Source organism: Ottowia sp. (genome assembly GCF_047975795.1).
GTDB lineage: Bacteria > Pseudomonadota > Gammaproteobacteria > Burkholderiales > Burkholderiaceae_C > Ottowia.
In genome coordinates this window covers 17,512-41,113 of sequence record NZ_JBKEEE010000030.1, presented here as the reverse complement: position 1 = coordinate 41,113, position 23,602 = coordinate 17,512, and the positions used below count along the sequence as shown (strand labels likewise).

Genomic DNA, 23,602 nt, shown 5'->3' with positions numbered 1-23,602 from the left:
GGGCCGTGTGCCTTGCACCACGCCAAACCCGGCCGCACGCAGCGCTTGGGCTATGCGCGGATGTGTAGCCAGCGCGCGCGCAGCCTGCCACGGCTGTGCAGGCAGTGCTTTTTGCAGATTGGCCACCGCCTCTGAACTGCTGAACAGCCACCAACTGCCATCTTGCGCCGCTGCCTGTGCCAAAGTGCGCTGCATACCCGTCAGCACGGGTGCGGCGCGCCGGTAGGCCACCGCCTGATCGACCGCCACACCTGCGGCCTGCAATTGTTCGGCCAACCAATGGCGACCAGCCAGCCGCCCTTGTGCATCGCCGCCGCGCACGATCAGCACACGCAGGTTCCGTGTAGGCGCTGACACCAGCTGCGGAGCAATGCGCTGCCACAGCGCTTCAGAATCAAACTGCACCGCATCGGCGGGCGGCGCATCCAGCAGATCGGGTGGCCAGCCTGCGGCCAGCACGGCCGCGGCGGTGCCAGGGCCAGTCACCCATGCTCTTGATTCAATAGCTTTTAACGCTTTCCTGTCCTGCGTTAAAGGTTGATTTTTCTCTGAAAAATAAGGCCCCAAAAAACCGCGTACGGCCTGGGCGCTGACGAACATGACCGCATGGTAGCCACCGCCTTCGCATTGCACACGGGCGGCTTGCTGCGCGACACCGGGCGGCTCAGGCACGATATCGATCAGCGGTAGCGCGACCGCGTCCAGGCCCTGCGTTTTCAGCTCGTCCACCCAACGTGCGGCCTCACGGGCGGGCCGCGTGACGATCAGGCGCGCAGACATCGTTTGAAAGCCTCCAGCTTTCAGCGCGCACCTGCGGCCTGAAGCTGCCTGGCCACCTGCAAACCCAGCGCTTCGGCCTGCGCCAGATCAGTGGCATCGGTTACATCAGCTTCGCCCTCGGCAGTGACCAGCGTGGGTGCACCTTCTGGCTCACCCCAGGCAGCACGCAGGCGCAGGCGCTGGCCATCCAGCGTGGCATGCGCGGCCAGCGGCATCGAGCAACTGCCACCCATGGCGCGGCTGACGGCGCGCTCAGCTGCCACCACGCACCAGGTGGGCCAATCCGCCAGTGGCACCAATGCCCGCACCAGGGCGTCGGCCAAATCGGCCCGCCCGCTGCAAATTTCAATGCCCAGCGCGCCCTGCCCGGCAGCGGGCAGCATGTCACTGGTGCTGAATTCGTGCCGAATGCGCGCGGCCAGTCCCAGCCGCTTCAGGCCCGCCGCCGCCAAGACGATGGCGGCGTACTGGCCATCGTCCAGCTTGCGCAGGCGGGTGTCGAGGTTGCCGCGCAGCGGCTCGATGCGCACATCACCCCGCCCTAGCCGCGCCAGCATGGCGCGCAGCAGCACCGTGCGCCGCAGACTGGACGTGCCCACCACTGCACCGGCGGGCAAATCGGCCAGCGCCGCATACTGCGGCGACACCCAGGCATCACGCGGGTCTTCACGCGGCAGCACGCAGGCCAGCGCAAAGCCGTCCGGCAGCTCCATGGGCACGTCCTTGAGCGAATGCACGGCGATGTCGGCGCGGCCTTCTGCCAGCGCAGCTTCCAGTTCTTTGACAAACAGGCCCTTGCCACCCACCTTGGACAGCGTGCGGTCCAGAATCTGGTCGCCGCGCGTGGTCATGCCCAGCAGCGTGACCGGGTGGCCGCGCGCTTGCAGCAAGGCTTTGACATGCTCGGCCTGCCACAAGGCAAGGCGGCTTTCGCGGGTGGCGATGGTGATGGGCTGTGACATGAAAACTAAGGCGGGCAGCGTCAAAGCTGTGGATGGTAAACGGCACCACGCTGCTGGCCGAACCAGGCGATGCCCATGAACCTGTGCTGCGGCATCAAACTTGATGCACATCAGGCTTTGGCCGTCTGCACGATGCTGCGCTATCTCATTATTCGCCCAGCGCTTCGCGCACTGCCGTCAACTGCCGACGCGACACCATCAACACCTCGTTCAGGCCCGACAGACGCACGGCCCAGCCATCGCCGTCGGCAGCGTCGTGGTGGCGCGTCAGCGCACGAATGGCGTTGCGCGCCACCAGCGCGTTGCGGTGCACGCGCAAAAAACGTGTGCCAAAGCGCTCTTCAAGCTGGTTCAGGCTGCCATCCAGCACATAGGTGGCCTCAGCCGTGCGCACGGTGATGTATTTCAGCTCGGCTTTCAGATACAGCACATCGGCCAAAGGCACACGCAAGGTGCGGCCACGCTCCACAATGACCAGCCATTCCTGCGCCAAATCAGTCTCTGGTGCAGGTTCAAACTGCATCATGCGCTCTATTTTTTGAAGTGCGGTTTCCAGCCTTTCCAGGCGCACAGGCTTGGTCAGGTAGTCCACCGCTTCCAGATCGAAGGCTTTGACTGCGTGCTCGGCATGTGCAGTGACAAACACCACCGGCGGCGACCGCGTGGCGCTGCGCAGGGCCTGTGCCAGTTGCAGGCCATCGGCACCCGGCATGTGGATATCGAGCAGCACCACGTCAAAGCGCTGGTGCTGCACCAAGGCCATGGCCTGGGCCGCGCTGCCCGCCTCGGCCGCGGCCACGGCTGGCGGCTGGCGACAGTCGCCCAGCAAGGTGCGCAGGCGCGCCCGCGCCAAAGACTCGTCATCCACGATCAGTACTTGCAGCGCACGCATGAGCTTCCTCCTTTCTGGCGTGTCATCATTTTTGGGGTACCTTTATTTTTTCGGCATGGGCACCTGAATGCGCGCCTGGTACACGTCTTTAACCAAGGCGGTGCGAAAGCCCCCTTCCAGGTCGTACAGCAGGCGCAGGCGGTCGCGCACGTTACCCAGCGCGATACCGTGGCCCGATTTGCCCTGACCTGCGGGCACGGTGTTGGTGACCTTGATCAGCGCCGACTGGTTGCGCAACTGGGTGGACACCCGAATCTGCGCCCCCGACGGGCTGGGTTCCACCCCATGCTTGACGGCGTTTTCCACCAGCGGCTGCAAGATCATGGGCGGCACGCGCGCGCCACTCACGCGCTCGTCCAGCGACCATTCCACCCGCAAACGGCGGCCAAAACGCACCTGTTCGATGTCCAGGTAGCGGCGCGCCAGCTCCAGCTCAGCCCCCAGTGTGGTGGCGTCCTGGCGCTCAGACAGCGCGTGGCGAAACAGATCAGACAAATCTTCCAGCACCCGCTCGGCCTTGGCCGGTTCATCCCGCACCAGGGCAATGGCCGAGTTGAGCGTGTTGAACAAAAAATGGGGCCGGATGCGCGATTGCAACTCCACCAACCGCGCCGCCGTGGCCGCCGGTGTACGCCCACGCACCCGCCAGGCCATGCCCGCCACCAGCCCAGCGGCCAGCAGCATGCCAGTGACGGCGCTGGCTAGCCAGGGTGCTTGCGCACCGGGCCGGAACATACCCACCAGATCCAGCCAGGCCATCAACCCGCACGCAAACAAACCCGCCAAAGCCCCCAAAACCACCCCTGCGGCCACTTGCCAGCCCAGCGGCAAACGGCCGAGCAGATGCTTTAAGCTGCACCCGAGCACCAGCCACATCAAGGTGGCGGGCAGCGCCGCAGCGGTAATCAAGGCCACGCCCAGCAGCCAATCCACCGCATCGCTGGTCACATACAGCAGCGCGGCGCCGATCACCGTTTCCACATACAGCACGGCGCGCAGCATCACCCCCGTCTGGCAAGCGTCAAACACCAGTTGCGGAGTCGACTTGGCAGCCACAGGGGGCAGTCGACGTTCTTTCAGGGTCGATAGAATTCGTGAATCGCGCATGGCTTATAAGAAACTTGCCAATGAGTGTAGGCTCACCTACCGCGCGCCCATCCCTTGGTATCCGCCGCCTGTCGCCTTGGCGCGCCATTTCTTCACATTCGCATACCTTCCTGAATGTCTTCCAATCAACTCGACAAAAAATCCGAAGCTTGGTCGGCGCTGTTTTCCGAACCCATGAGCGAGCTGGTGCAGCGCTACACCGCCAGCGTGTTCTTCGACAAACGCCTGGCCGATGCCGACATCAGCGGCAGCCTGGCGCACGCCGACATGCTGGCCGCCCAGGGCATCATCAGCGCCGCTGACCTGGCCGCCATCCAGCGCGGCCTGGCGCAAATCAAAAGCGAGATCGACAGTGGCCAGTTCGACTGGCAACTGGCGCTGGAAGACGTGCACCTGAACATCGAGGCGCGCCTGACCCAACTGGCGGGCGACGCCGGCAAGCGCCTGCACACCGGCCGCAGCCGCAACGACCAGGTGGCCACCGACATCCGCCTGTGGCTGCGCGGCGAAATCGACCTCATCAGCGGCCTGCTGCGTGAGCTGCAAACCGCTCTGATCGAAGTGGCCGAGAAAAACGTCAACGTCATCCTGCCCGGCTTCACCCACCTGCAAGTGGCCCAGCCGGTCAGCTTTGCGCACCACCTGCTGGCCTACGTGGAAATGTTTGCGCGCGACGAGCAGCGCATGCAGGACGTGCGCCGCCGCGTCAACCAGTTGCCGCTGGGCGCCGCCGCGCTGGCCGGCACCACCTACCCACTCGACCGCGAGCGCGTGGCCCAAACCCTGGGCATGGTGGACGAGCAAGGCCAAGCCTGCGTCTGCCAGAACAGCCTGGACGCCGTGAGCGACCGCGACTTCGCCATCGAATTTGCCGCCGCCGCCAGCCTGGTGATGGTGCACATCAGCCGCCTGTCAGAGGAGCTGATCTTGTGGATGAGTCAGAACTTTGCCTTCATCCGCATTGCCGACCGCTTCACCACCGGCAGCTCCATCATGCCGCAGAAGAAAAACCCCGACGTGCCCGAGCTGGCGCGCGGCAAGACCGGCCGCGTGGTCGGCCACCTGGTCGGCCTGATCACGCTGATGAAGGGCCAGCCCCTGGCCTACAACAAGGACAACCAGGAAGACAAGGAGCCGCTCTTTGACACCGTGGACACGCTGCGCGACACGCTGCGCATCTTCGTCGAGATGATCGGCGGCCAGCCCGACCCCAAGACCGGCGCCAAGTCAGGCGGCATCAGCGTCAACGCCGCCGCCATGGAGGCCGCCGCGCAAAAAGGCTACGCCACCGCCACCGACCTGGCCGACTACCTAGTCAAGAAGGGCCTGCCCTTCCGCGACGCGCACGAAACCGTGGCCCACGCCGTCACAGCGGCGCAAGAGCACGCCTGCGATCTGTCCGAGCTGCCGCTGAAGGTGCTGCAGGAGTTCCACCCCGCCATCGATAAGGACGTGTTCGACGTTCTCTCGCTGCGCGGCAGCCTGGGCGCGCGCAACACCTTGGGCGGCACGGCACCCGAGCAGGTGCGGCAACAGATGGCGCGGCATCGGGCGCGGCTGGCTGGGGGGTGACGGGGATAAATGGCGGGGAAGCGGGTGGCGTCGGTTTTTTTATAACGTTCGACATGAGCGAACGTTGGGGACAACTTGGAGCTCATTCCAGCGACTTAGGAATGTGAAGGACAGCGCGTCATCGATCGCCACAAGCATTGCGACAAGGGCATGATTGCAGTAAGTGCTGGGCAGTGATTGCAAGAAGCCTATCATGATCGTTATACTGAATGAATGAACAGTGTAACGCAAGCACCCCCGCCCAAGCTGCTCGACCTGCTGCGCGCAGCGGTGCGTTACCGGCATCTGGCGTGGTCGACCGAGAAGGCTTACGTGCACTGGGTGCGGGCGTTTGTGCGCTTTCACGGCTTGCGGCACCCGCGTGAGATGGGGGCACCGGAGGTGACGGCGTTTTTGACGCACCTGGCCTCGGTGCGCATGGTGGCGCCCTCGACCCACAAGCAGGCGCTGGCTGCCATTTTGTTTTTGTACCGCGAGGTATTGAAGATGGATTTGCCGTGGATGGCCGAGATTGGCCGCCCCCGGCCCACGCAGCGGCTGCCGGTGGTGCTGACGGCCGACGAGGTGCGGCGCACGCTGGCGGCCATGGAGGGCGTGCATGGCCTGCTGGCGCAATTGCTGTACGGCACCGGCATGCGGGTGATGGAGGGGCTGCACCTGCGGGTGAAGGATGTGGATTTTGAGCACGGTGCGATCGTGGTGCGCGAGGCCAAAGGTGGCAAGAACCGGGTGGTGATGCTGCCCGCCGCTCTGCGCGGCCCGTTGCAGGCGCAACTGGCGCGGGCGCACCAGTTGTGGGCGCAGGACCGCACCGACGGCATGCCGGGGGTTGAGCTGCCCCACGCCCTGGCAACCAAGTACCCGCGCGCGGCGGAGAGCTGGGCCTGGTTCTGGGTGTTTCCACAGGCCGCGCTGTCCACCGACCCGCGCAGCGGGGTGCGACGACGCCACCACGGTTATGCCGACACTTTCAGGCGCGCCCTGGCGCGGGCGCTGCGGGCGGTGGGAGTGACCAAACCAGCCAGCCCGCACACGCTGCGACACTGCTTTGCCACGCATTTGCTGCAGCGCGGTACGGACATTCGCATGGTGCAGGAGTTACTGGGCCATGCGGATGTGAGCACGACGATGGCATACACCCATGTGCTGAAAGTGGCAGGCGGCGTGCCCAGCCCTTTGGACACGCTGCTGGCCGAGGCACCCGCGCCTGCCGTGCCGGTGGCACAGATCAACGCGCTGCCACTGTGAAGGCAGGCTGGTTTCTATTTGGATAGCTGTTTGCGCTTGACCGGCCAGCGACAGCGGTGGGTTTGGCCTTTAAAAAAACCGCTCAAACCTTGGCTGTCTGCAAGCGCTGGTATTTTTGCCACAGAGTTTCCTGGTTTTCCACGCGCTGCGGGTCGATGGGAATGCATTCCACCGGACAAACCTGCACGCATTGCGGCTCGTCGAAGTGGCCGACGCATTCGGTGCATTTGTCGGGGTTGATCTGGTAAATCTCGGCACCCATCGAGATGGCCTCGTTGGGGCATTCGGGTTCGCAGACGTCGCAGTTGATGCACTCGTCGGTGATCATCAGCGCCATAAAGACTCTCCATCTCTATATAAGCCAGCAGCAATTATCTGCCCTGCCCCCTGTTTGCGGCACGACTTTCGTCAATACCGCTGCATTCCGTGTTGATAATGCAGCGCAGCCACCTGTGATGGCGAGCTGTTGTTGCGTTCTGTTGCCATGAGTTATTTCCTGTTCAAACGCCTGCTGACGCTGCTGGTCACTTTGGTGGCGACCAGCGTGATCGTGTTCGCTTTACTGGAAGTGCTGCCCGGCAACGCCGCCCAGGTGCTGATGGGGCCGGATGCCGATCCGGCCGCAGTGGCCGCCAAGGCGGCTGAGCTGGGGCTGGATCAGCCCGCGCTGACACGCTACGCCCAATGGATGAGTGGGTTGCTGCAAGGTGATATGGGCGATTCGGCCAGCTACGGCACGCCCGTGTCCGAGCTGATTGCCGAGCGCTTGACGCTGACCGCGCCACTGGCCGTACTGGCCATGCTGCTGACCACGGCCATCGCGCTGGTGGTGGGCGTGCTGGCGGCAGCGCGCCACAACAGCGCCAGCGACGTGGGGCTGATGACGCTGGCACAACTGGGCATCGCCATTCCCAACTTCTGGTTTGCCATCCTGTTGATCTTGCTGTTTTCGGTCAAGCTGGACTGGTTGGCATCGGGCGGTTTTGACGGCTGGTATTGGGACGACGGTGTCTGGCGCGGCCTATGGGAAGGCTTGCAGGCGCTGATCCTGCCCGCCGTGGCGCTGGCGGTGGTGCAGGCAGCGATTTTGGCGCGCTTTACACGGTCAGCGGTGCTGGAAGTGCTGCGCGAAGACTTTGTGCGCACCGCGCGCGCCAAGGGTTTGAGCCGCAGCGCCACACTGTGGGGCCATGTGCTGCGCAATGCCATGATCCCAGTCATCACCATCATGGGCGTGCAGTTTGCCGAACTGCTGGCGGGCACCATCGTGGTGGAAAACGTGTTCCACCTGCCTGGCCTGGGGCGGCTGATTTTCCAAAGCATCGCCAACCGTGACGTGGCGGTGGTGCGCAATGGCGTGCTGCTGCTGGCCGCAATGGTGGTCATCGTCAACTTCGTGGTCGATGTGCTGTATGCGGTGATTGATCCGCGCGTCAAAACCAGCGCGATATGACACCTTGTACGCTAAACACCATTGTCCGCCTTCCTTCGCTGTAAAGTGGGCCAGATCACCCCCTCAAACTGTCTGTCACCACTTTATAAAACCATGCCTAAAACCACCACCTACACCGTCAAAGTGATGTTCGGCGATTGCGACCCGGCCGGCATCGTGTTCTTTCCCAACTTCAGCAAATGGATGGATGCCTCCTCGCTGGACTTTTTCATGCAGTGCGGCATCCCGCCCTGGCGCGAGCTTCAAAAAACCACCGGCATCATCGGCACCCCGCTGCTGGAAATCCACACCCGGTTTATCCGCCCCGCGACCTATGGCGACACGCTGGAAATTCACACCCACATCGAATCCTGGGCCGCCAAAACCTTTGTGCAAAAGCATGTGGTGATGAAAGATGGCCAGGTGCTGTGCGAAGGCCGCGAAACCCGCGCCTTTGTGGTTCACCCTGAAGACGAGCCAGACCGTATCAAATCCATTGCCATACCTGATTTCATTAAAGTGGCCTGTAGCTAATCTGCAAGCAACGCATGAACTGGCCTTCGCAAGTTTGTGGCAAACAGCCCATTACGACAGATGCTTGTTTTTTGAGCCGAATGGCAGACTCACACAAACAACACATAAGCATTAATTTATATCAGCTTGTAACACAAACGACTAATTTTCTCCCCTCTGCCGATCCGCAAATTCCTCCCGGAGAGCCAGGCATTCCATAATTTGTAGCGCCCAACCCACGATGGCATGCGTTTTGGAGCTATGAAAGTGCTAGCGTGCTACAAATTTGAGATATAGTCAGTCCCAAGCACCCTAAGCGCCCTGAGGAGAAGCCTGAAATGAGTTCCAAAGAAAATGCTGCCACTGGTCAGTTGCTGGCCCTGCTTGAAGCCCGCTATGCCATCCGCGTTCTCTGGGCTTTGCGCGACGGCCACCCACAAACATTCCGCCTGCTGCAAGACAGCGTTGGCGGCATCACCCCGAACACATTGAACACGCGCCTGAAAGAGTTGCGCGCGGCCAATTTGATCACCCATGGCTCGGACGGCTACATCCTGACGCCCAGCGGCACCGACCTGACCAAACGCCTGTCTGATCTGCAAGCCTTTGCCTCCAAATGGGTAGCCGCACAGGCCAAGAAAAAATAAGGCGATCACCTTCTGCGCCCCTTTAATGACAGCTAATAAGCGCGCCTGTATGGCGCGCTTTTTTTGCGCACCTCGAATCCAGAAGTTTTTAGAATAAAATAAAGCTCTAACGCTGTAACCGCATGCATCAATAGCTATTAAATCAGGAGTAATTTCATGACAGACACCTCCAACGGCCTGCAAATCACCGACGTTCAGATGGGCACTGGTGCCGAGGCTCGCAAAGGCCAAACAGTCAGCGTGCACTACACCGGCTGGCTGTACAACAACGGCCAGCAAGGTGCCAAGTTCGACTCCAGCCGCGACCGTGGTCAGCCGTTTGAGTTTTCGCTGGGAGCGGGCATGGTCATCAAGGGCTGGGACGAAGGCGTGGCAGGCATGAAAGTCGGCGGCCAGCGCACCTTGATCATCCCGCCTGAAATGGGTTACGGGGCACGCGGTGCGGGTGGTGTGATTCCACCCAACGCAACACTGAAATTCGATGTCGAGTTGCTGGGCGTTGCCAACTGATGCCAGCGCCCTGAAAAATACCCAAAAATACGCCCTTGCCCAGCACTGGCCGCCCACCAAGGCGGCCTGTTTTTTGGCCTGTTGCTTCTGGGCGCTGTTTTTCATGCTGTCCAGGCTGTTTTTTGGGGCAAAACGCTTGAAAACCGGCGTTTGCGCCCCATTTAGGGGCTATCGATCGCTTCCAATTTCAAAACTTTCATCCCCAGCGCATGACCGACCCCCGTTTTCAATCCACCCAGCCTTTTTCAGACGATCCTGCCATCAGCCCGGAAGAGGCTGAAGCCGCTGCGGCGGCCAACGAAGCCGATGCCTTGGCCGCTGCTGAAAACCTGCAAGCCGAGGTGCAGGCACTGACGGCCAAAGTGGCCGATCTGACCGACCAGGCCCTGCGCGCCCAGGCCGAGGCGCAAAATGCCCGCCGCCGCGCCGATGATGACATCGCCAAAATTCGCAAATTTGCGGTGGAAGGCTTCGCCGAAAGCCTGCTGCCCGTGATCGACAGCCTGGACTCGGCCCTGAAAGTGGACAACGCCAGCGCCGAGCAATTGCGCGAAGGCACCGAAGCCACGCTGCGCCAGTTGCTGTCGGCGCTGGAGCGGCAACAGGTGGTGGAGGTCAATCCGCCCGCCGGGGCCAAGTTCGATCCCGGCACGCAGCAAGCCATCAGCGTCGTGCCCTCCGAGCAAGAGGCCAACACCGTGGTTGCCGTACTGCAAAAGGGCTACACCATTGCCGACCGCGTGCTGCGCCCTGCCTTGGTCACGGTGGCGGCAGCCAAATAACGCCACACACCGTCGGCCCAAGCGCTTGAAAAAACTGCAGGCCACCACATTTTTCAAATATTACTTTTCATTTATTCAATTCAAAGCATCAACGGAGCAACACCATGGCAAAAATCATTGGCATTGACCTGGGCACCACCAACAGCTGCGTGTCCATCATGGAAGGCAACTCGACCAAGGTCATCGAAAACGCCGAGGGCACGCGCACCACGCCGTCCATCGTCGCCTATCAGGAAGACGGCGAAGTGCTGGTCGGCGCACCCGCCAAGCGCCAGGCCGTCACCAACCCCAAGAACACGCTGTACGCCATCAAGCGCCTGATTGGCCGCAAGTTTGAAGAACCCGAGGTGCAAAAAGACATCCACCTCATGCCCTTCGAGATCACCAAGGCCGACAACGGCGACGCCTGGGTGGGTGTGCGCGGCGACAAGCTGGCCCCACCCCAGGTCAGCGCCGAAGTCCTGCGCAAGATGAAGAAAACCGCCGAGGATTATCTGGGCGAGCCAGTCACCGAGGCCGTCATCACGGTACCCGCCTACTTCAACGACAGCCAGCGCCAGGCCACCAAGGACGCGGGCCGCATTGCCGGGCTGGAAGTCAAGCGCATCATCAACGAACCCACCGCCGCCGCGCTGGCGTTCGGGCTGGACAAGCAGGCCAAAGGTGACCGCAAGATCGCCGTGTATGACCTGGGCGGTGGCACGTTCGATGTGTCCATCATCGAAATTGCCGATGTCGATGGCGAAAAGCAGTTCGAGGTGTTGTCCACCAACGGCGACACCTTCCTGGGCGGTGAAGACTTCGACCAGCGCATCATCGACTACATCATTGGCGAGTTCAAAAAAGAGCAAGGCGTAGACCTCAGCAAAGACGTGCTGGCCCTGCAACGCCTGAAAGAAGCGGCTGAAAAAGCCAAGATCGAGCTGTCTTCAGCCGCTGCCACCGATGTCAACCTGCCCTACATCACCGCCGATGCTTCAGGCCCCAAACACCTGAACATCAAGCTCACCCGCGCCAAGCTGGAAAGCCTGGTCGAAGACCTGGTCGAGCGCACCATCGCCCCCTGCCGCACCGCCATCAAGGACGCGGGCGTGTCGGTGGGCGACATCAGCGACGTGATTTTGGTCGGCGGCCAGACCCGCATGCCCAAGGTGCAAGACAAGGTCAAAGAATTCTTCGGCAAAGAGCCGCGCAAAGACGTCAACCCCGACGAAGCCGTGGCCGTGGGTGCCGCCATTCAGGGCCAGGTGCTCTCGGGTGACCGCAAAGACGTGCTGCTGCTCGACGTGACTCCGCTGTCGCTGGGCATCGAGACCATGGGTGGTGTGATGACCAAGATGATCACCAAGAACACCACCATCCCGACCAAGTTTGCGCAAACCTTCTCCACCGCCGACGACAACCAGCCTGCGGTGACCATCAAGGTGTTCCAGGGCGAGCGCGAGCTGGCCAGCGGCAACAAGCTGCTGGGTGAGTTCAATCTGGAAGGCATTCCTCCCGCACCGCGCGGCATGCCGCAGATCGAAGTCACCTTCGACATCGACGCCAACGGCATCTTGCACGTCAATGCCAAGGACAAAGGCACCGGCAAAGAAAACAAGATCACCATCAAGGCCAACTCGGGCCTGTCCGAAGGCGAGATCGAGCAAATGGTCAAAGACGCCGAGTTGTACGCCGCCGACGACAAAAAGCGCGTCGAGTTGGTACAGGCCCGCAACCAGGGCGACGCCGCCGTGCACAGCGTGCGCAAGTCGCTGTCCGAACACGGTGACAAGCTGGATGCGGGCGAGAAAGACCAGATCGAAGCGGCCATCAAAGACCTTGAAGAAGCGCTGAAAGGCGAAGACAAGGCGGCCATGGAATCCAAAACCGAAGCCCTGATGACCGCCAGCCAGAAACTCGGCGAAAAGATGTACGCCGAAGCCCAGGCCGCAGCGGCAGCAGCCGGTGCTGCCCCTGGCGCAGGCGATCAATCTGGCGCAGGTGCGACGGCCGACGACAACGTGGTCGATGCCGAAGTCAAAGAAGTCAAGAAAGACTGACCAGCCAATCAGCCAGCGCGTGGTGTGATGCCCAGCAATGGCATCACACGCACCGGTTTCGGGGCTGGCTCCATGCGCCGTGCACAGATGCTTTGATCTGACGCACGGCTTTGTTGTATAGAAAACGGACAACGTTCCAAGATGGCCAAACGCGATTTCTACGAAGTTCTGGGGGTGCCCAAGAACGCCAGCGACGACGAAATGAAGAAAGCCTATCGCAAGCTTTCTTCCAAATACCACCCCGACAAACACCAGGGCGATGAAGCCAAGGCCGCTGCCGAGCTGAAGTTCAAAGAGGTCAAAGAAGCCTACGAAATCCTGTCCGAGCCGCAAAAGAAAGCCGCCTACGACCAGTTCGGCCACGCAGGCGTTGACCCCAACATGCGCGGTGGCCCGGAAGGCTTTGGCGGCTTTGCTGAAACCTTTGGCGACATCTTTGGCGACATCTTTGGCGGTGGCGGCCATCCCGGTGGCCATGGCGGACGCCAGATGTACCGCGGCAGCGACCTCAGCTACGCCATGGAAGTCTCTCTGGAAGAAGCCGCCGCAGGTAAAGACGCACAAATTCGCATCCCAAGCTGGGACGACTGCAACACCTGCCGCGGCAGCGGTGCCAAGCCCGGCACCAGCGCCAGCACCTGCGGCACTTGTCGCGGCCAGGGCGTGGTGCAGATGCGTCAGGGCTTTTTCAGTGTGCAGCAAACCTGCCCGCACTGCCGCGGTACCGGCAAAATCATCAAAGAGCCTTGCACCACCTGCCACGGCCAGGGCAAGCTCAAAACCCAAAAAACGCTGGAAGTGAAAATTCCCGCCGGTATTGACGACGGCATGCGCATCCGCTCCACCGGCAATGGCGAGCCTGGCACGGGCGGCGGCCCGCCAGGCGACTTGTTCATCGAAATCCGTTTAAAGAAACACGACATCTTCGAGCGCGACGGGGATGATTTGCACTGCGTGGTGCCCATCAGCTTTGCTGCCGCCGCGCTGGGCGGCGAAATTGAGGTGCCCACCTTGAACGGCAAAGCCGCCATCGACATCCCCGAAGGCACCCAGGCGGGCAAGCAGTTCCGCCTGCGCGGCAAGGGCATCAAAGGTGTGCGCGCCAGCTATCCGGGTGACTTGTATTGCCACATCAGCGTCGAAACTCCGGTCAAGCTGACCGAGCACCAGCGCAAGCTGCTCAAAGAGTTTGATGCGTCGCTGAAAAAAGGCGGTGCCAAACATTCACCCGGTGCAGACAGTTGGGCCGACCGGATCAAGAACTTTTTTGGGGCCTGATTTCCCTGATTTGTGTTACGCCGACTACCGCAAAAAGTAACTTTTAGCTATTATTAAAATAGCTACATTCGCTTTTTCAACAAGCGTTACAGCCAAAAAAATCGGCGCTTATTGTGGCTTCGGTTTTTCCGTATCGTCGCAATTGCGCGGCAACCAGTCAGCGGGCACGTCACGACTGCCGCACAGCCATCTGCGCCAGCGCAGTTGGCCTTTGCGTTCCCTCAACTGCGGGGTCCACTCCAGATGCTGGCCCGCCAGTTGGCCCTGCGCCACTTCGGGTGACAGCTTGGCCACCACCTGACCCGTCACGCTGTTCAACAACAGGTGCTGCACGCCGTGGGGCAGCGATGCCAGCTCCAGCTCTTCGATGGACGCGGCAAACTGATCAGCGGTGTGACGGTAGTTCTGCACCTTGTCAATCACCGGCTCCATGTCCCGCACCACAACGCGCAGCGACTGGCGCACAGCGGCACCTTCAGGGTCGCGCCAGTCGCGCCAGGCGTCGTAAGTCCAGACACCGAAAACCACCACCGCAATCAACGCCAGCGGCGTGACCACCAGCCAGAAGGCCACACGCGTCCAGTCCTTGCGCCGATGGTGCTGGTGGGCCAGAAAATCGCTGACCGTATGCGCATCGGCATCACGCCGCACCACGTAGCTGCCCAACAAGGTGTTGTGCAGGCCCTGCTCGCCCACCAGCAGGCGTTCGATAAACCGCAAGATGCCCGGCATCGGCAGGTGCATGGCAAAGCGCAACTGTCGCAGCGTGGCCCGCAGCACGCCCAGCGGCTGGCCACTGCGCTCCACCACGCGCAGGCCCATCAGGCGCTTGCCGGGGGTGCCGCCACGCGCTTCCATCCAGCCCAGCCAGACCCAAGGGGCCAGTGTGGACAGCAGCACCAGCAGAATGCTCCATAGGCTGTCGTCTTTTTGCATCCAGGGAATTGCCCGGATCAAGGCGGTTTCGCCCATCATGAGCGAAAAAAACAGCAAGGCCAGCGCCATGCCATCCACCAGCGCTGCGATCACGCGGGCCATTTCAGTCGGTTCGGCCTTTTCACCTTCACTCTGGGGCAGTGCAGCAGGTTCGGCTTTTGCACTTTTCTTGGCACCTTCAGCTTCAAGTATGGGTTGTGGCAAACCCAGTGACGCAACCTCAACCGAGCCTTGCGGCCAAGGTGCGGGAGCAGCCGCAGCCGCAGCCACAGCCGCGGGCGGCTCAGCCACCAGCGCCGCCCCGCAGTTAAAGCATTCGGTTTCGCCCTTGCGGTTTTGCCAGTTACAGACGGCGCATTTCATGGGGCTGGCCCCTTTTGTTGACCCACCAGCGCGCGCTGCATCACCACATGGGCAATGCCCACTTCGTCAAACGGCGCGCCATCGGCTACATAGCCCAGGCGCTGGTAAAAGCCCTCAGCGCTGCGCTGCGCGCTCAGCACGATGCGGGTGTAGCCTTGCGCCCGCGCCGCCTGCTCCAGCGCCTGCACCACCTGCTGGCCCACGCCACTGCCGCGCAAGCTACGGTCAACGGCCATGCGGCCCATGCGTGCAGTGCCTCGTCCTGGCGCGCCCTGTTCCGATGCGCCTTGTTCCGATGCCCCCTGCGCAATCAGGCGGCCGGTGGCCACCGGCATGCCCAGCCGGTTGCTCACCAGCGCATGCGTGGCGGTGGCGTCGGCCGCGTCCCACTCGTCTTCGCGGGCGATACCTTGCTCTTGCACAAACACCGCTTCACGCACGGCACGTGCGCCCTCGCCCAGCGTGGCCCAATCGCCCGTGCGCACCTCGGTCACGGCGTGTCCGGCCTCATACGCTTCGATCAGCGCACGCAGCGGCGCAGGCACCGGGCGCGATGTTTGGGCGGACGGATCGGCAAACACATACACCAGCTCGCCTGTCAGCAGTAGTTGGTGGTCACGAAAAATGGCACCCACAAAAGTCATGGACGAGCTGCCGATGCGGTCGCACCGCATGGCCACGTCCAGCCGGTCGTCCAAGCGCGCCGGGGCGTTGAATTCCAGCGTGGTCTTGCGCAGAAAAATATCGCCTTGCAGCCGTTGCATGGCCGCCGCATAAGGCATGGCCAGCGCACGCCAGTAATCGGCCATGGCAGTTGAAAAGTACATCAGATAATGCGCATTGAAAACGATGTGCTGCGCATCCACCTCGGCCCAGCGCACGCGCAGCGGATGGTGAAAGCAAAAGTCGGCAGGTTTCATAGGACAGCGAATTTAGCATTAAAACAGCCTATGACGATGACAAACAAAGCGTTATTAGCTATTTATATAAGAGCAAAATACGAAGTGTGGCCTGCCCGTGCCTCAAGTCTGTCTCGTGCAGTGAAGAGACAGAAAGCAGCGGCAGCCGCTCAGGGGGCTTCAAGCGCTTTTTGCAGCGCCGTCGCCGCATCGCGGTGCAACTGGCGCGCTTCGGCAATGGCGCGGCCCATGGTCACAAAGCCGTGCACCACGCCGCGGTAGATTTCCAGGTTGACCGGCACACCCGCAGCGCGCAGCTTGTCGGCGTACAGCACACCTTCGTCCACCAACGGGTCGCACTCGGCCAGCCCCACCCACGCCGGGGCCACGCCATCAACCTCAGCCGACTTCAGCGGTGCAAAGCGCCAGTCGCTGCGGTCTACGCTGTCGATGTAGTGGTGAAAAAACCAGTCAATCATGGCCTTGTCCAGCACCGGACCGTCAGCAAACACGCTGTGCGAGGGGGTGTCCTGATGGTCGGTGGTGCCAGGATAGATCAGCAATTGCAGCGCCAGCGCAATGCCTTCATCACGCGCATGCAGGGCTGTGACGGCAGCCAAGGTGCCACCGGCCGAGTCGCCGCCGACGGCCAAACGGGTGGTGTCCAGCCCCAGCGCGGCACCTTCGCGCACCAGCGTGTGCAGTGCATCCCAGCAGTCGTGCACAGCAGTGGGAAAACGGTGTTCGGGTGCCAGCCGGTAGTTCAGCGACACCACGGCCACGCCGCTCAACTGCGCCAGCACGCGGCAAAACGTGTCGTGCGATTCGATGCTGCCAATGGTGAAGCCGCCACCGTGCATGTACAGCAGCGTGGGCAGGCCCTTGGCAGCACTGTCGGCATACAGCCGCGCGGGCAACTGGAAGCCATCGCGCGCGGGCAAGGTGAAGTCGTGCACGCACACCACATCGGGCTTGGGCACATCCAGCACGCCCGCCGCCTTGGCGTAGGACAGCTTGGCCTGCTGCGCGCTTAAAGTGTGCATGGGCGGATGCGGTGCGCGCGCCATGGCTTCCACCACGGCGCGCATGGCGGGCGTCAGGCGCGCTGGGGTGTCAGCTTTTTTTTTCACAAAAAAATGCTTTCAGAGCAATTACAACAAGCGCAATGAGCTATTGAAAGAGCAGCAACAAAGGCTTTGACAGCTTACTCAAAGCTGGCCGATACGGGCTGCAAGCCACTCACGCCGTCATAAGACACGGTAACTTTCAAACCCGGCTTGGGCGGCATCAGTTTGGAAAACGACCCCAGGCTGACCAGTTGCCCCGGCTGCAAGGCCAGCCCTTCGGTTTTAAGCGCGCCCACCAGCCACACCACCGCGTTCAGCGGCTGGCCCAGCACGTCAGATCCCTTGCCTGCGTCCAGTAGCGCGCCGCTGCCGTCGGTCACGCGCACGTTCATGTCGCGCAACTGCTCCAGCAAACGCGCTTGCGCCGCCGCATCTGAGGGCACCTTCAGCGCTTTGCCCAGCACGCCTGCCCGCGCACCAACATTGATGGCCGACACACCGTTGCCGTTGAGCTTGGGCGGTGCCAGCACCACCAGATCGGGCAGTTCCATGAACGGGATGATTTCAGACACATGCGCCAGCACCTCGGCAGGGGTTTTGGCATCGTTGATGCCCACATCTTTCACACGCACCAGCAAATCGGCCTCGAACAGCGGGCGCGCGCCAAACTTCGGATCCAGCACCGCGCCATTTTTAAGCAGCATGCCCTGGTACAGCGCCCCCCACACCGGCTGATTGGTGTTGAAGCGCTTTTGCACCGCCGGGTTGGTGAGGCCCGCCTTGTAGCCCACCAACGGCCCGTATTGATCGGCCAGGCGCTGTTGCAGGCGTGCGCGGGTGCAGGCAGCATCGGCGGCGGTCATCAGCTCAGGCGGGTTGAAGGCGGGTTGACGTGCGTTGTGGGAGATCATCCATTCACCCACCTGGGCCTCGCTCAGGCAACCTGGCGTGACCACCACCTTGGCCGCCACAGGGGCCGGGGCCTGACTGGCGCAGCCCAGCAACAGCCCTCCGGCAGCGGCCACCAGTGCTGCCGCGCGCGCGACCGAGAAGGCTTGAGTCATGGTTCATCTCCTTGTTAAATGGGTGTTTGTTTGACCTTTGGCATCCTAGCCTGTAAACCACCGCATGGCACTTATCCAATACCTGACCCAAATCGAATTTGACTTTGACGCGCTGGCTCAATTACCTGCGCACTGCGCGCGCATCGGCATTCGCCGCCCGCTCATCGTCACCGACACCGGGGTGCGTGCCGCAGGCGTGCTGCAACCGGTGCAAGACATGTTGGGCAGCATGTCCTGCGCGGTCTATGACGGCACACCGCCCAACCCGACCGAAGCCGCGGTGCGCGCTGCCACTGCCCTTTATCAGCAGGAAAAATGTGACGGCCTGATTGCCGTGGGCGGCGGCAGCGCCATCGACTGTGCCAAGGGGGTGGCCATTGCCGCCACCCACCCCGGCCCGCTGAAAACCTACGCCACCATCGAAGGCGGCTCGCCCAAAATCACCGACGCCGTGGCACCACTGATCGCCGTGCCCACCACCGCAGGCACCGGCAGCGAAGTGGCGCGCGGGGCCATCGTCATCGTGGACGACGGCCGCAAACTGGGCTTTCACAGTTGGTCGCTGATGCCCAAGGCCGCCATTTGCGACCCAGCGCTCACCCTCGGCCTGCCACCCCAATTAACCGCCGCCACCGGCATGGACGCCATCGCCCACTGCATGGAGGTGTTCATGGCCCCGGCCTTCAACCCGCCCGCCGACGGCATTGCGTTGGAGGGCCTGCGCCGCGACTGGGCCTTCATCGAACGCGCCACCCGCGACGGCAGCGACCGCGAGGCGCGTTTGAACATGATGGCGGCCAGCATCCACGGTGCGATGGGCTTTCAAAAAGGGCTGGGCTGCGTGCATTCGCTCAGCCACAGCCTGGGCGGGGTTGATCCACGTTTGCACCACGGCACACTCAACGCGGTGTTTCTGCCCGCCGTGATCCGCTTCAACGCCGGAGCCGAATCCGTACAAAAAGAAGAGCGCCTGGCGCGCATGGCGCAGGCCATGGATCTGAAAAAAGACGCTGATGTGGCACAAGCCGTTCACGACATGACCGCCCGCCTGGGCCTGCCCACCGGCTTAGCCGCCATGGGTGTCACCCCCGAGCAATTCGACGCCGTGATCACCCACGCCCAGCGCGATCACTGCCACCAAACCAATCCGCGTATCGCCTCGGCTGCGGACTATCGGGCGATGCTGACTGCATCGATGTAAGGGCGTGCCACAAAAAATTTGAATGTCTACATCCGGGCTAAAGCCTCTGGCGCTTTCTATATTTGCGCCGTAAGCTATCATTTTTATAACTATTCAGTCTGTGACTGAACCCCCATGGCCCAGCACTTCAGCATCCACCCCGACAACCCTCAGGCGCGCCTGCTCAAGCAAGCAGCGCAACTGCTGCAAGACGGCGGCGTGCTGGCCGTGCCCACCGACTCCAGCTACGCCCTGGTCTGCCACCTGGACGACAAAGCCGCTGCTGACGCCCTGCGCCGCCTGCGCGGGCTGGACGACAAACACCAGTTGTCACTGATTTGCCGCGATTTGCGCGAACTGTCCAGCTACGCACGGGTGGACAACACGCAGTTTCGCTTGCTCAAACAAGGCACACCCGGCCCCTTCACCTTCATTCTGGAAGCCAGCAAGGAAGTGCCGCGCCGCGTCAGCCACCCACAACGCAAAACCATTGGCCTGCGCGTGCCCGATCACCGCGTGCTGCTGGATCTGATCGAGCAGCACGGTGCCCCCTTGCTGGCCACCACGCTGATCCTGCCAGGCGACGACGCCCCCCTGAACGAGCCGCAAACCATCCGCGAGCGGCTGGAACGCCAGATTGCAGGCGTGATCGACGCCGGGGCCTGCCCGCTGGAGCCGACCACCGTGGTCGATTTGAGCGGCAGCGCGCCCGAAGTACTGCGCCGCGGGCGAGGCGATCCAGGCCTGCTGGGACTTTGATTTCCCGCATCCATCCTGGTTACATCAGAAACTTTTTGCGCATAAAAAATGCTTTTTATTTGGTTCACTTGAAGGATTGTGAACAGCCACAGCCTTACCTACCATTGCTCCAAGAAATCCATATTCGAGGAGCAAAAGCGTGGAAAACTGGCGCTTACTGAAAAAAATTCATAGTCGCCGAATTGTTTGGCATCAAACAGCTTCTGGCACTGCTGGTACTGACACTTGGCGGCACAAGCAGCCTTTGGGCGCAAACCACCGTCTATAGCTTCACATCGCCCACCTACACGTCTGCCAGCGGGGCCTACACGACGGGCCATGCAACTGACGGGGGCAATGACGTCAACGCCGCCATTGCCCCCAAATTTGACCAACGAACCGGTGGGGCCAGGCACAGCCTATCCGCTGACTTGGTCGTTCAGCGATGGCATCCATACCTTTGACCACACCAACTCGGCCCAAGTGTTTGGCAATCCTGCCGATTTTTATGTGACCACGGACGCTGCGGGCACCCTGATATCCGCGCAGGTGTACTTGATGTCTCCCAGTCCACCGCATTCAGTGGGGCAAACCGTCCACATGATGCTGGCCGGTGACACCACAACCTTCGCCTACAACGCTGCGACTTGCTCAGCCGTGACCGGCACCCAGTGCACGGGCACTAGCGGCGTGCCTGCGACCGGATACGGGTCGCCGGGCGCAGGAGTGGTGGGCATCTGGACGCAAAGCACGACGGCGGCACCGGGCACCGCAGTGGCCGCCGTCCCCACGCTGGGTGGGGCGTCACTGGCCTTTCTGGTAGCCATGGTGGTGGCAGGCACACTGGTTTTTCGGCGCTTTTCTCTGGCTGATTGACCCGATATCCAAAGGAATCAAAAACATGAAACCTTGGAATTACCTAAAAAGCTTCTTCGTCGCAGCCACCATGTGGTGCGCGGGGGTTTCACTTGCCTGGTCGTCCACCAATTTGCCAACAAATCCAGGCCAACTGTCGCCCAAAGCCACCCTTACGGGGGCCTATCCGCCGTGTCCGCCACGGCCACGTCGCATCAAATCGTGGCCAGTGCAGACGTCACAGGTACGGTCGACGATGGCGGTGGCTTCGACGGCGTCTGCATGGAAGTCTGGGACGATGGAACCCAGATGGCTTCGCACTGCCTGTTCGTCGCCGTCGGTGCCAGTACCACCATGACATTCACCTTGAACTGGAGCGGCCCAATAAACACAGGTGTGTCGCTGGCGTGGGTTTGGCGCTGTTCGATGCACCCGCTGGCACCCTGCTGGCAGAGATTGACCCTTTGATGCTGACAGCGCCAACGGCAGCCTCCACCACAGTGCCGGTACCTACCATGGGCAGCGCGGCACTTGCTGTTTTAAGCCTCTTGCTGGGATTTCTAGGTTGGCGTACTCGGTCGCAAGGCAAAGCGTGAAATCAACCCGCATCCACTGCAAAGCCAGCCTTCGGGGTGGCTTTGCACTTTTCAGCCAAGCGGCCCTTCCCGGTCTGAGACAATCCTTGGGTGGACTTCAGCAACATCATTCAAACCATCGCCATCTTCGCCCTGCCGGTGCTGTTTGCCATCACCGTGCATGAGGCCGCACACGCTTACGTGGCGCGGCATTTTGGTGACAACACAGCCGCCATGCTGGGGCGGGTGACACTCAATCCCCTCAAGCACATCGACCCCATCGGCACGATTTTGATGCCCGCTTTTTTGTACGTGGCAACCAACGGGGCGTTTTTATTCGGCTATGCCAAGCCGGTGCCTGTACGCTTTGGCCACCTGCGCAACCCCAAGCGCGACATGGTGTGGGTGGCACTGGCCGGGCCTGCATCCAACCTGCTGCAAGCGCTGGCCTGGGGCGTAGTATTGACTGTGTTGATGGCCATGGACGTATCGGAGCCGTTTTTTACCGGCATGTGCCGCGCGGGCGTGCTGGTGAACGTGGTGATGTTCGTGTTCAATCTTTTTCCGCTGCCGCCACTCGATGGTGGCCGCATTCTGGTCGGCCTGCTGCCCTACAAAGCCGCAGCGACTGTCAGCCGTATCGAGCCTTGGGGCTTTTTCATCGTGATGGCGCTGGTGCTGACCGGCGTGGTCAGCCAACTGTGGATGCTGCCTTTAATGACGGTCACCTTTGGCCTGATGGACATCATGCTGCTGCCGCTGGCTGCCTTGTTGAGCTGATTTTTCAACCTTGATTTTCATGACCTCTGTCGTTCGCGTTCTCACCGGCATCACCACCACCGGCACGCCGCATCTGGGCAATTACGTGGGTGCCATCCGTCCCACGGTGCGCGCCAGCCGCAAGCCCGATACCCAGAGTTTTTTGTTTCTGGCCGACTACCACGCCCTCATCAAGTGCGACGACCCGGCGCGCATTCAGCGCAGCACGCTGGAGATTGCAGCCAGTTGGCTGGCAGCAGGCCTGGATCCTGAGCATGTGACGTTTTATCGCCAGTCGGACATCCCCGAGATTCCTGAGTTGATGTGGCTGCTGACCTGCGTGGCGGGCAAGGGCCTGCTCAACCGCGCCCACGCCTACAAGGCCATGCTGGACAAAAATGCGGCAGCGGGCCAAGACCCGGACGCCGATGTCAGTGCGGGCCTGTTCATGTATCCGGTGCTGATGGCAGCCGACATCCTGATGTTCAAGGCGCATCAGGTGCCCGTGGGGCGCGATCAGGTACAACACATTGAAATGGCGCGCGACATGGCCGCCAGCTTCAACCACCTGTATGGCGAGCTGCTGGTGCCGCCTGCGGCGGTGATCGACGACCACGTGGCCCTGCTGCCCGGCCTGGACGGGCGCAAGATGAGCAAGAGCTACGACAACACCATCGCCCTGTTCGGCCCGCGCGATCTGCTGCGCAAGCAAATCATGTCGATCTTGACCGACTCCAGCGTGCCCGGCGAGGCCAAGGCCACCGAAAGCTCGGCGGTGTTCCAGCTTTACCGCGCATTTGCCGAACCCGCAGAAACCAGCGCCCTGGCCCAAGCCTTTGCCGATGGCATCGCCTGGGGTAACGCCAAGCAGCAGCTGTTTGAGCGCATCGACCACGAAATCAGCCCCATGCGTGAGCGCTACAACCATTTGGTGCAGCACCCTGCTGAGGTTGAACGCCTGCTGAAAGCCGGTGCCGCCAAGGCCCGCGCCATCGCCACGCCGTTCATGGACAAATTGCGCCATGCAGTGGGTTTGCGCCCAATGGTGGCGGCCTCCAGCCAGTCAGTCGCCCCCAAAGCGGTGGTCAAATCAGCGCTGCCAACGTTCAAACAATACCGGGCAGAGGACAAACTCTTTTACTTCAAGCTGGTCGATGTATCAGGTGCAACCCTGATTCAAAGCTTGGCTTTCGATTCACCTCGCGATGCAGGGCAAACCATCAAATTACTCCAGTCTGACGGTGTAGCAGCGTTCAATCAAATTACTGCACAAATCGACCTTGCGGCCAGCCAGCCAGTACATTTGATTCATGCAGCGCTTGAACAACTGTCAAAATCATTAGCAGAGTAAACTAGCCGGTTGGCGAAGTAGCTACTTACGCTCATGAATCCCTAAAAGAT

24 protein-coding genes are annotated in these 23,602 nt (G+C 61.6%); 15 read left to right on the top strand and 9 right to left on the bottom strand.

Annotated features, from left to right (window positions below; translation table 11 throughout):
- The 4 genes from ACK5NW_RS04575 to ACK5NW_RS04560 all read right to left on the bottom strand — a co-directional run.
- Positions 1-780 (bottom strand): uroporphyrinogen-III synthase (locus ACK5NW_RS04575; RefSeq protein ID WP_416925506.1); only part of this gene is annotated, 780 nt, incomplete at its 3' end.
- Between the two features lie 20 nt (positions 781-800).
- Positions 801-1,742, bottom strand: coding sequence for a hydroxymethylbilane synthase (hemC, locus tag ACK5NW_RS04570; RefSeq protein WP_416925504.1), 942 nt, complete (start codon positions 1,740-1,742; stop codon positions 801-803).
- 148 nt (positions 1,743-1,890) lie between these two features.
- Positions 1,891-2,634, bottom strand: coding sequence for a LytR/AlgR family response regulator transcription factor (locus tag ACK5NW_RS04565; RefSeq protein ID WP_416925502.1), 744 nt, complete (start codon positions 2,632-2,634; stop codon positions 1,891-1,893).
- 42 nt (positions 2,635-2,676) lie between these two features.
- The gene (locus ACK5NW_RS04560; RefSeq protein ID WP_416925500.1) at positions 2,677-3,741 is read right to left on the bottom strand and encodes a histidine kinase; all 1,065 of its coding nucleotides are present in this window, start codon (positions 3,739-3,741) and stop codon (positions 2,677-2,679) included.
- Between the two features lie 114 nt (positions 3,742-3,855).
- Here ACK5NW_RS04560 and argH point away from each other — a divergent pair, with 114 nt between their 5' ends.
- On the top strand, positions 3,856-5,313 hold the full coding sequence (argH, locus tag ACK5NW_RS04555) for an argininosuccinate lyase (protein ID WP_416925498.1): 1,458 nt from the start codon (positions 3,856-3,858) through the stop codon (positions 5,311-5,313).
- A gap of 213 nt (positions 5,314-5,526) precedes the next feature.
- Complete coding sequence (locus ACK5NW_RS04550) at positions 5,527-6,561, top strand: integron integrase (protein WP_416925496.1); 1,035 nt, start codon at positions 5,527-5,529, stop codon at positions 6,559-6,561.
- A gap of 82 nt (positions 6,562-6,643) precedes the next feature.
- Here the strand turns inward: ACK5NW_RS04550 and ACK5NW_RS04545 are convergent, their stop codons facing one another.
- A complete protein-coding gene (locus ACK5NW_RS04545) occupies positions 6,644-6,898 on the bottom strand; it encodes a YfhL family 4Fe-4S dicluster ferredoxin (protein ID WP_416925494.1) in 255 nt (84 codons plus the stop codon).
- A gap of 147 nt (positions 6,899-7,045) precedes the next feature.
- On the opposite strand from ACK5NW_RS04545, the gene ACK5NW_RS04540 reads away from it, so the two are divergent.
- The 7 genes from ACK5NW_RS04540 (at position 7,046) to dnaJ (ending at position 13,765) form a co-directional block, all read left to right on the top strand.
- On the top strand, positions 7,046-8,014 hold the full coding sequence (locus tag ACK5NW_RS04540) for an ABC transporter permease (RefSeq protein WP_416925492.1): 969 nt from the start codon (positions 7,046-7,048) through the stop codon (positions 8,012-8,014).
- A gap of 93 nt (positions 8,015-8,107) precedes the next feature.
- Positions 8,108-8,527, top strand: a complete 420-nt coding sequence (locus ACK5NW_RS04535; RefSeq protein WP_416925490.1) for an acyl-CoA thioesterase — start codon at positions 8,108-8,110, stop codon at positions 8,525-8,527.
- 317 nt (positions 8,528-8,844) lie between these two features.
- Positions 8,845-9,153 (top strand): winged helix-turn-helix transcriptional regulator, encoded by a 309-nt coding sequence (locus ACK5NW_RS04530; RefSeq protein ID WP_416925486.1) that lies wholly within the window; start codon positions 8,845-8,847, stop codon positions 9,151-9,153.
- A 156-nt stretch (positions 9,154-9,309) separates the two neighbouring features.
- A complete protein-coding gene (locus tag ACK5NW_RS04525) occupies positions 9,310-9,663 on the top strand; it encodes an FKBP-type peptidyl-prolyl cis-trans isomerase (protein ID WP_416925484.1) in 354 nt (117 codons plus the stop codon).
- A 209-nt stretch (positions 9,664-9,872) separates the two neighbouring features.
- Positions 9,873-10,445, top strand: coding sequence for a nucleotide exchange factor GrpE (grpE, locus tag ACK5NW_RS04520; protein ID WP_416925482.1), 573 nt, complete (start codon positions 9,873-9,875; stop codon positions 10,443-10,445).
- A 104-nt stretch (positions 10,446-10,549) separates the two neighbouring features.
- The gene (gene dnaK / locus ACK5NW_RS04515) at positions 10,550-12,487 is read left to right on the top strand and encodes a molecular chaperone DnaK (protein WP_416925480.1); all 1,938 of its coding nucleotides are present in this window, start codon (positions 10,550-10,552) and stop codon (positions 12,485-12,487) included.
- A 141-nt stretch (positions 12,488-12,628) separates the two neighbouring features.
- Positions 12,629-13,765, top strand: a complete 1,137-nt coding sequence (dnaJ, locus tag ACK5NW_RS04510) for a molecular chaperone DnaJ (RefSeq protein ID WP_416925478.1) — start codon at positions 12,629-12,631, stop codon at positions 13,763-13,765.
- 108 nt (positions 13,766-13,873) lie between these two features.
- On the opposite strand, the gene ACK5NW_RS04505 is transcribed toward dnaJ, so the two are convergent.
- The 4 genes from ACK5NW_RS04505 to ACK5NW_RS04490 form a co-directional block, all read right to left on the bottom strand.
- A complete protein-coding gene (locus ACK5NW_RS04505; protein WP_416925476.1) occupies positions 13,874-15,064 on the bottom strand; it encodes an RDD family protein in 1,191 nt (396 codons plus the stop codon).
- The gene (locus ACK5NW_RS04500) at positions 15,061-15,984 is read right to left on the bottom strand and encodes a YbgC/FadM family acyl-CoA thioesterase (RefSeq protein WP_416925474.1); all 924 of its coding nucleotides are present in this window, start codon (positions 15,982-15,984) and stop codon (positions 15,061-15,063) included. Before ACK5NW_RS04500 ends, ACK5NW_RS04505 begins: the two co-directional genes overlap by 4 nt.
- Positions 15,985-16,133: 149 nt before the next feature.
- Positions 16,134-17,051 carry an alpha/beta hydrolase gene (locus ACK5NW_RS04495; RefSeq protein ID WP_416925510.1) on the bottom strand — a complete coding sequence of 306 codons (918 nt, stop codon included), beginning with the start codon at positions 17,049-17,051 and terminating at the stop codon, positions 16,134-16,136.
- 116 nt (positions 17,052-17,167) lie between these two features.
- A complete protein-coding gene (locus ACK5NW_RS04490; RefSeq protein ID WP_416925472.1) occupies positions 17,168-18,094 on the bottom strand; it encodes a 2-keto-4-pentenoate hydratase in 927 nt (308 codons plus the stop codon).
- Between the two features lie 64 nt (positions 18,095-18,158).
- Between ACK5NW_RS04490 and ACK5NW_RS04485 the strand changes: the two genes are divergently transcribed.
- From ACK5NW_RS04485 to ACK5NW_RS04460, 6 genes are all read left to right on the top strand, one after another.
- The gene (locus tag ACK5NW_RS04485; protein WP_416925470.1) at positions 18,159-19,295 is read left to right on the top strand and encodes an iron-containing alcohol dehydrogenase; all 1,137 of its coding nucleotides are present in this window, start codon (positions 18,159-18,161) and stop codon (positions 19,293-19,295) included.
- A 114-nt stretch (positions 19,296-19,409) separates the two neighbouring features.
- Positions 19,410-20,033: an L-threonylcarbamoyladenylate synthase gene (locus ACK5NW_RS04480; RefSeq protein ID WP_416925468.1), complete on the top strand. Its 624-nt coding sequence runs from the start codon at positions 19,410-19,412 to the stop codon at positions 20,031-20,033.
- A gap of 366 nt (positions 20,034-20,399) precedes the next feature.
- Positions 20,400-20,888, top strand: a complete 489-nt coding sequence (locus ACK5NW_RS04475; protein ID WP_416925466.1) for a hypothetical protein — start codon at positions 20,400-20,402, stop codon at positions 20,886-20,888.
- Positions 20,889-21,334: 446 nt separating this feature from the next.
- Positions 21,335-21,463, top strand: coding sequence for an IPTL-CTERM sorting domain-containing protein (locus ACK5NW_RS04470; protein WP_416925508.1), 129 nt, complete (start codon positions 21,335-21,337; stop codon positions 21,461-21,463).
- A gap of 90 nt (positions 21,464-21,553) precedes the next feature.
- A complete protein-coding gene (locus ACK5NW_RS04465) occupies positions 21,554-22,222 on the top strand; it encodes a site-2 protease family protein (protein ID WP_416925464.1) in 669 nt (222 codons plus the stop codon).
- Between the two features lie 19 nt (positions 22,223-22,241).
- Positions 22,242-23,552, top strand: a complete 1,311-nt coding sequence (locus ACK5NW_RS04460; protein ID WP_416925462.1) for a tryptophan--tRNA ligase — start codon at positions 22,242-22,244, stop codon at positions 23,550-23,552.
- Positions 23,553-23,602 lie beyond the last annotated feature (50 nt).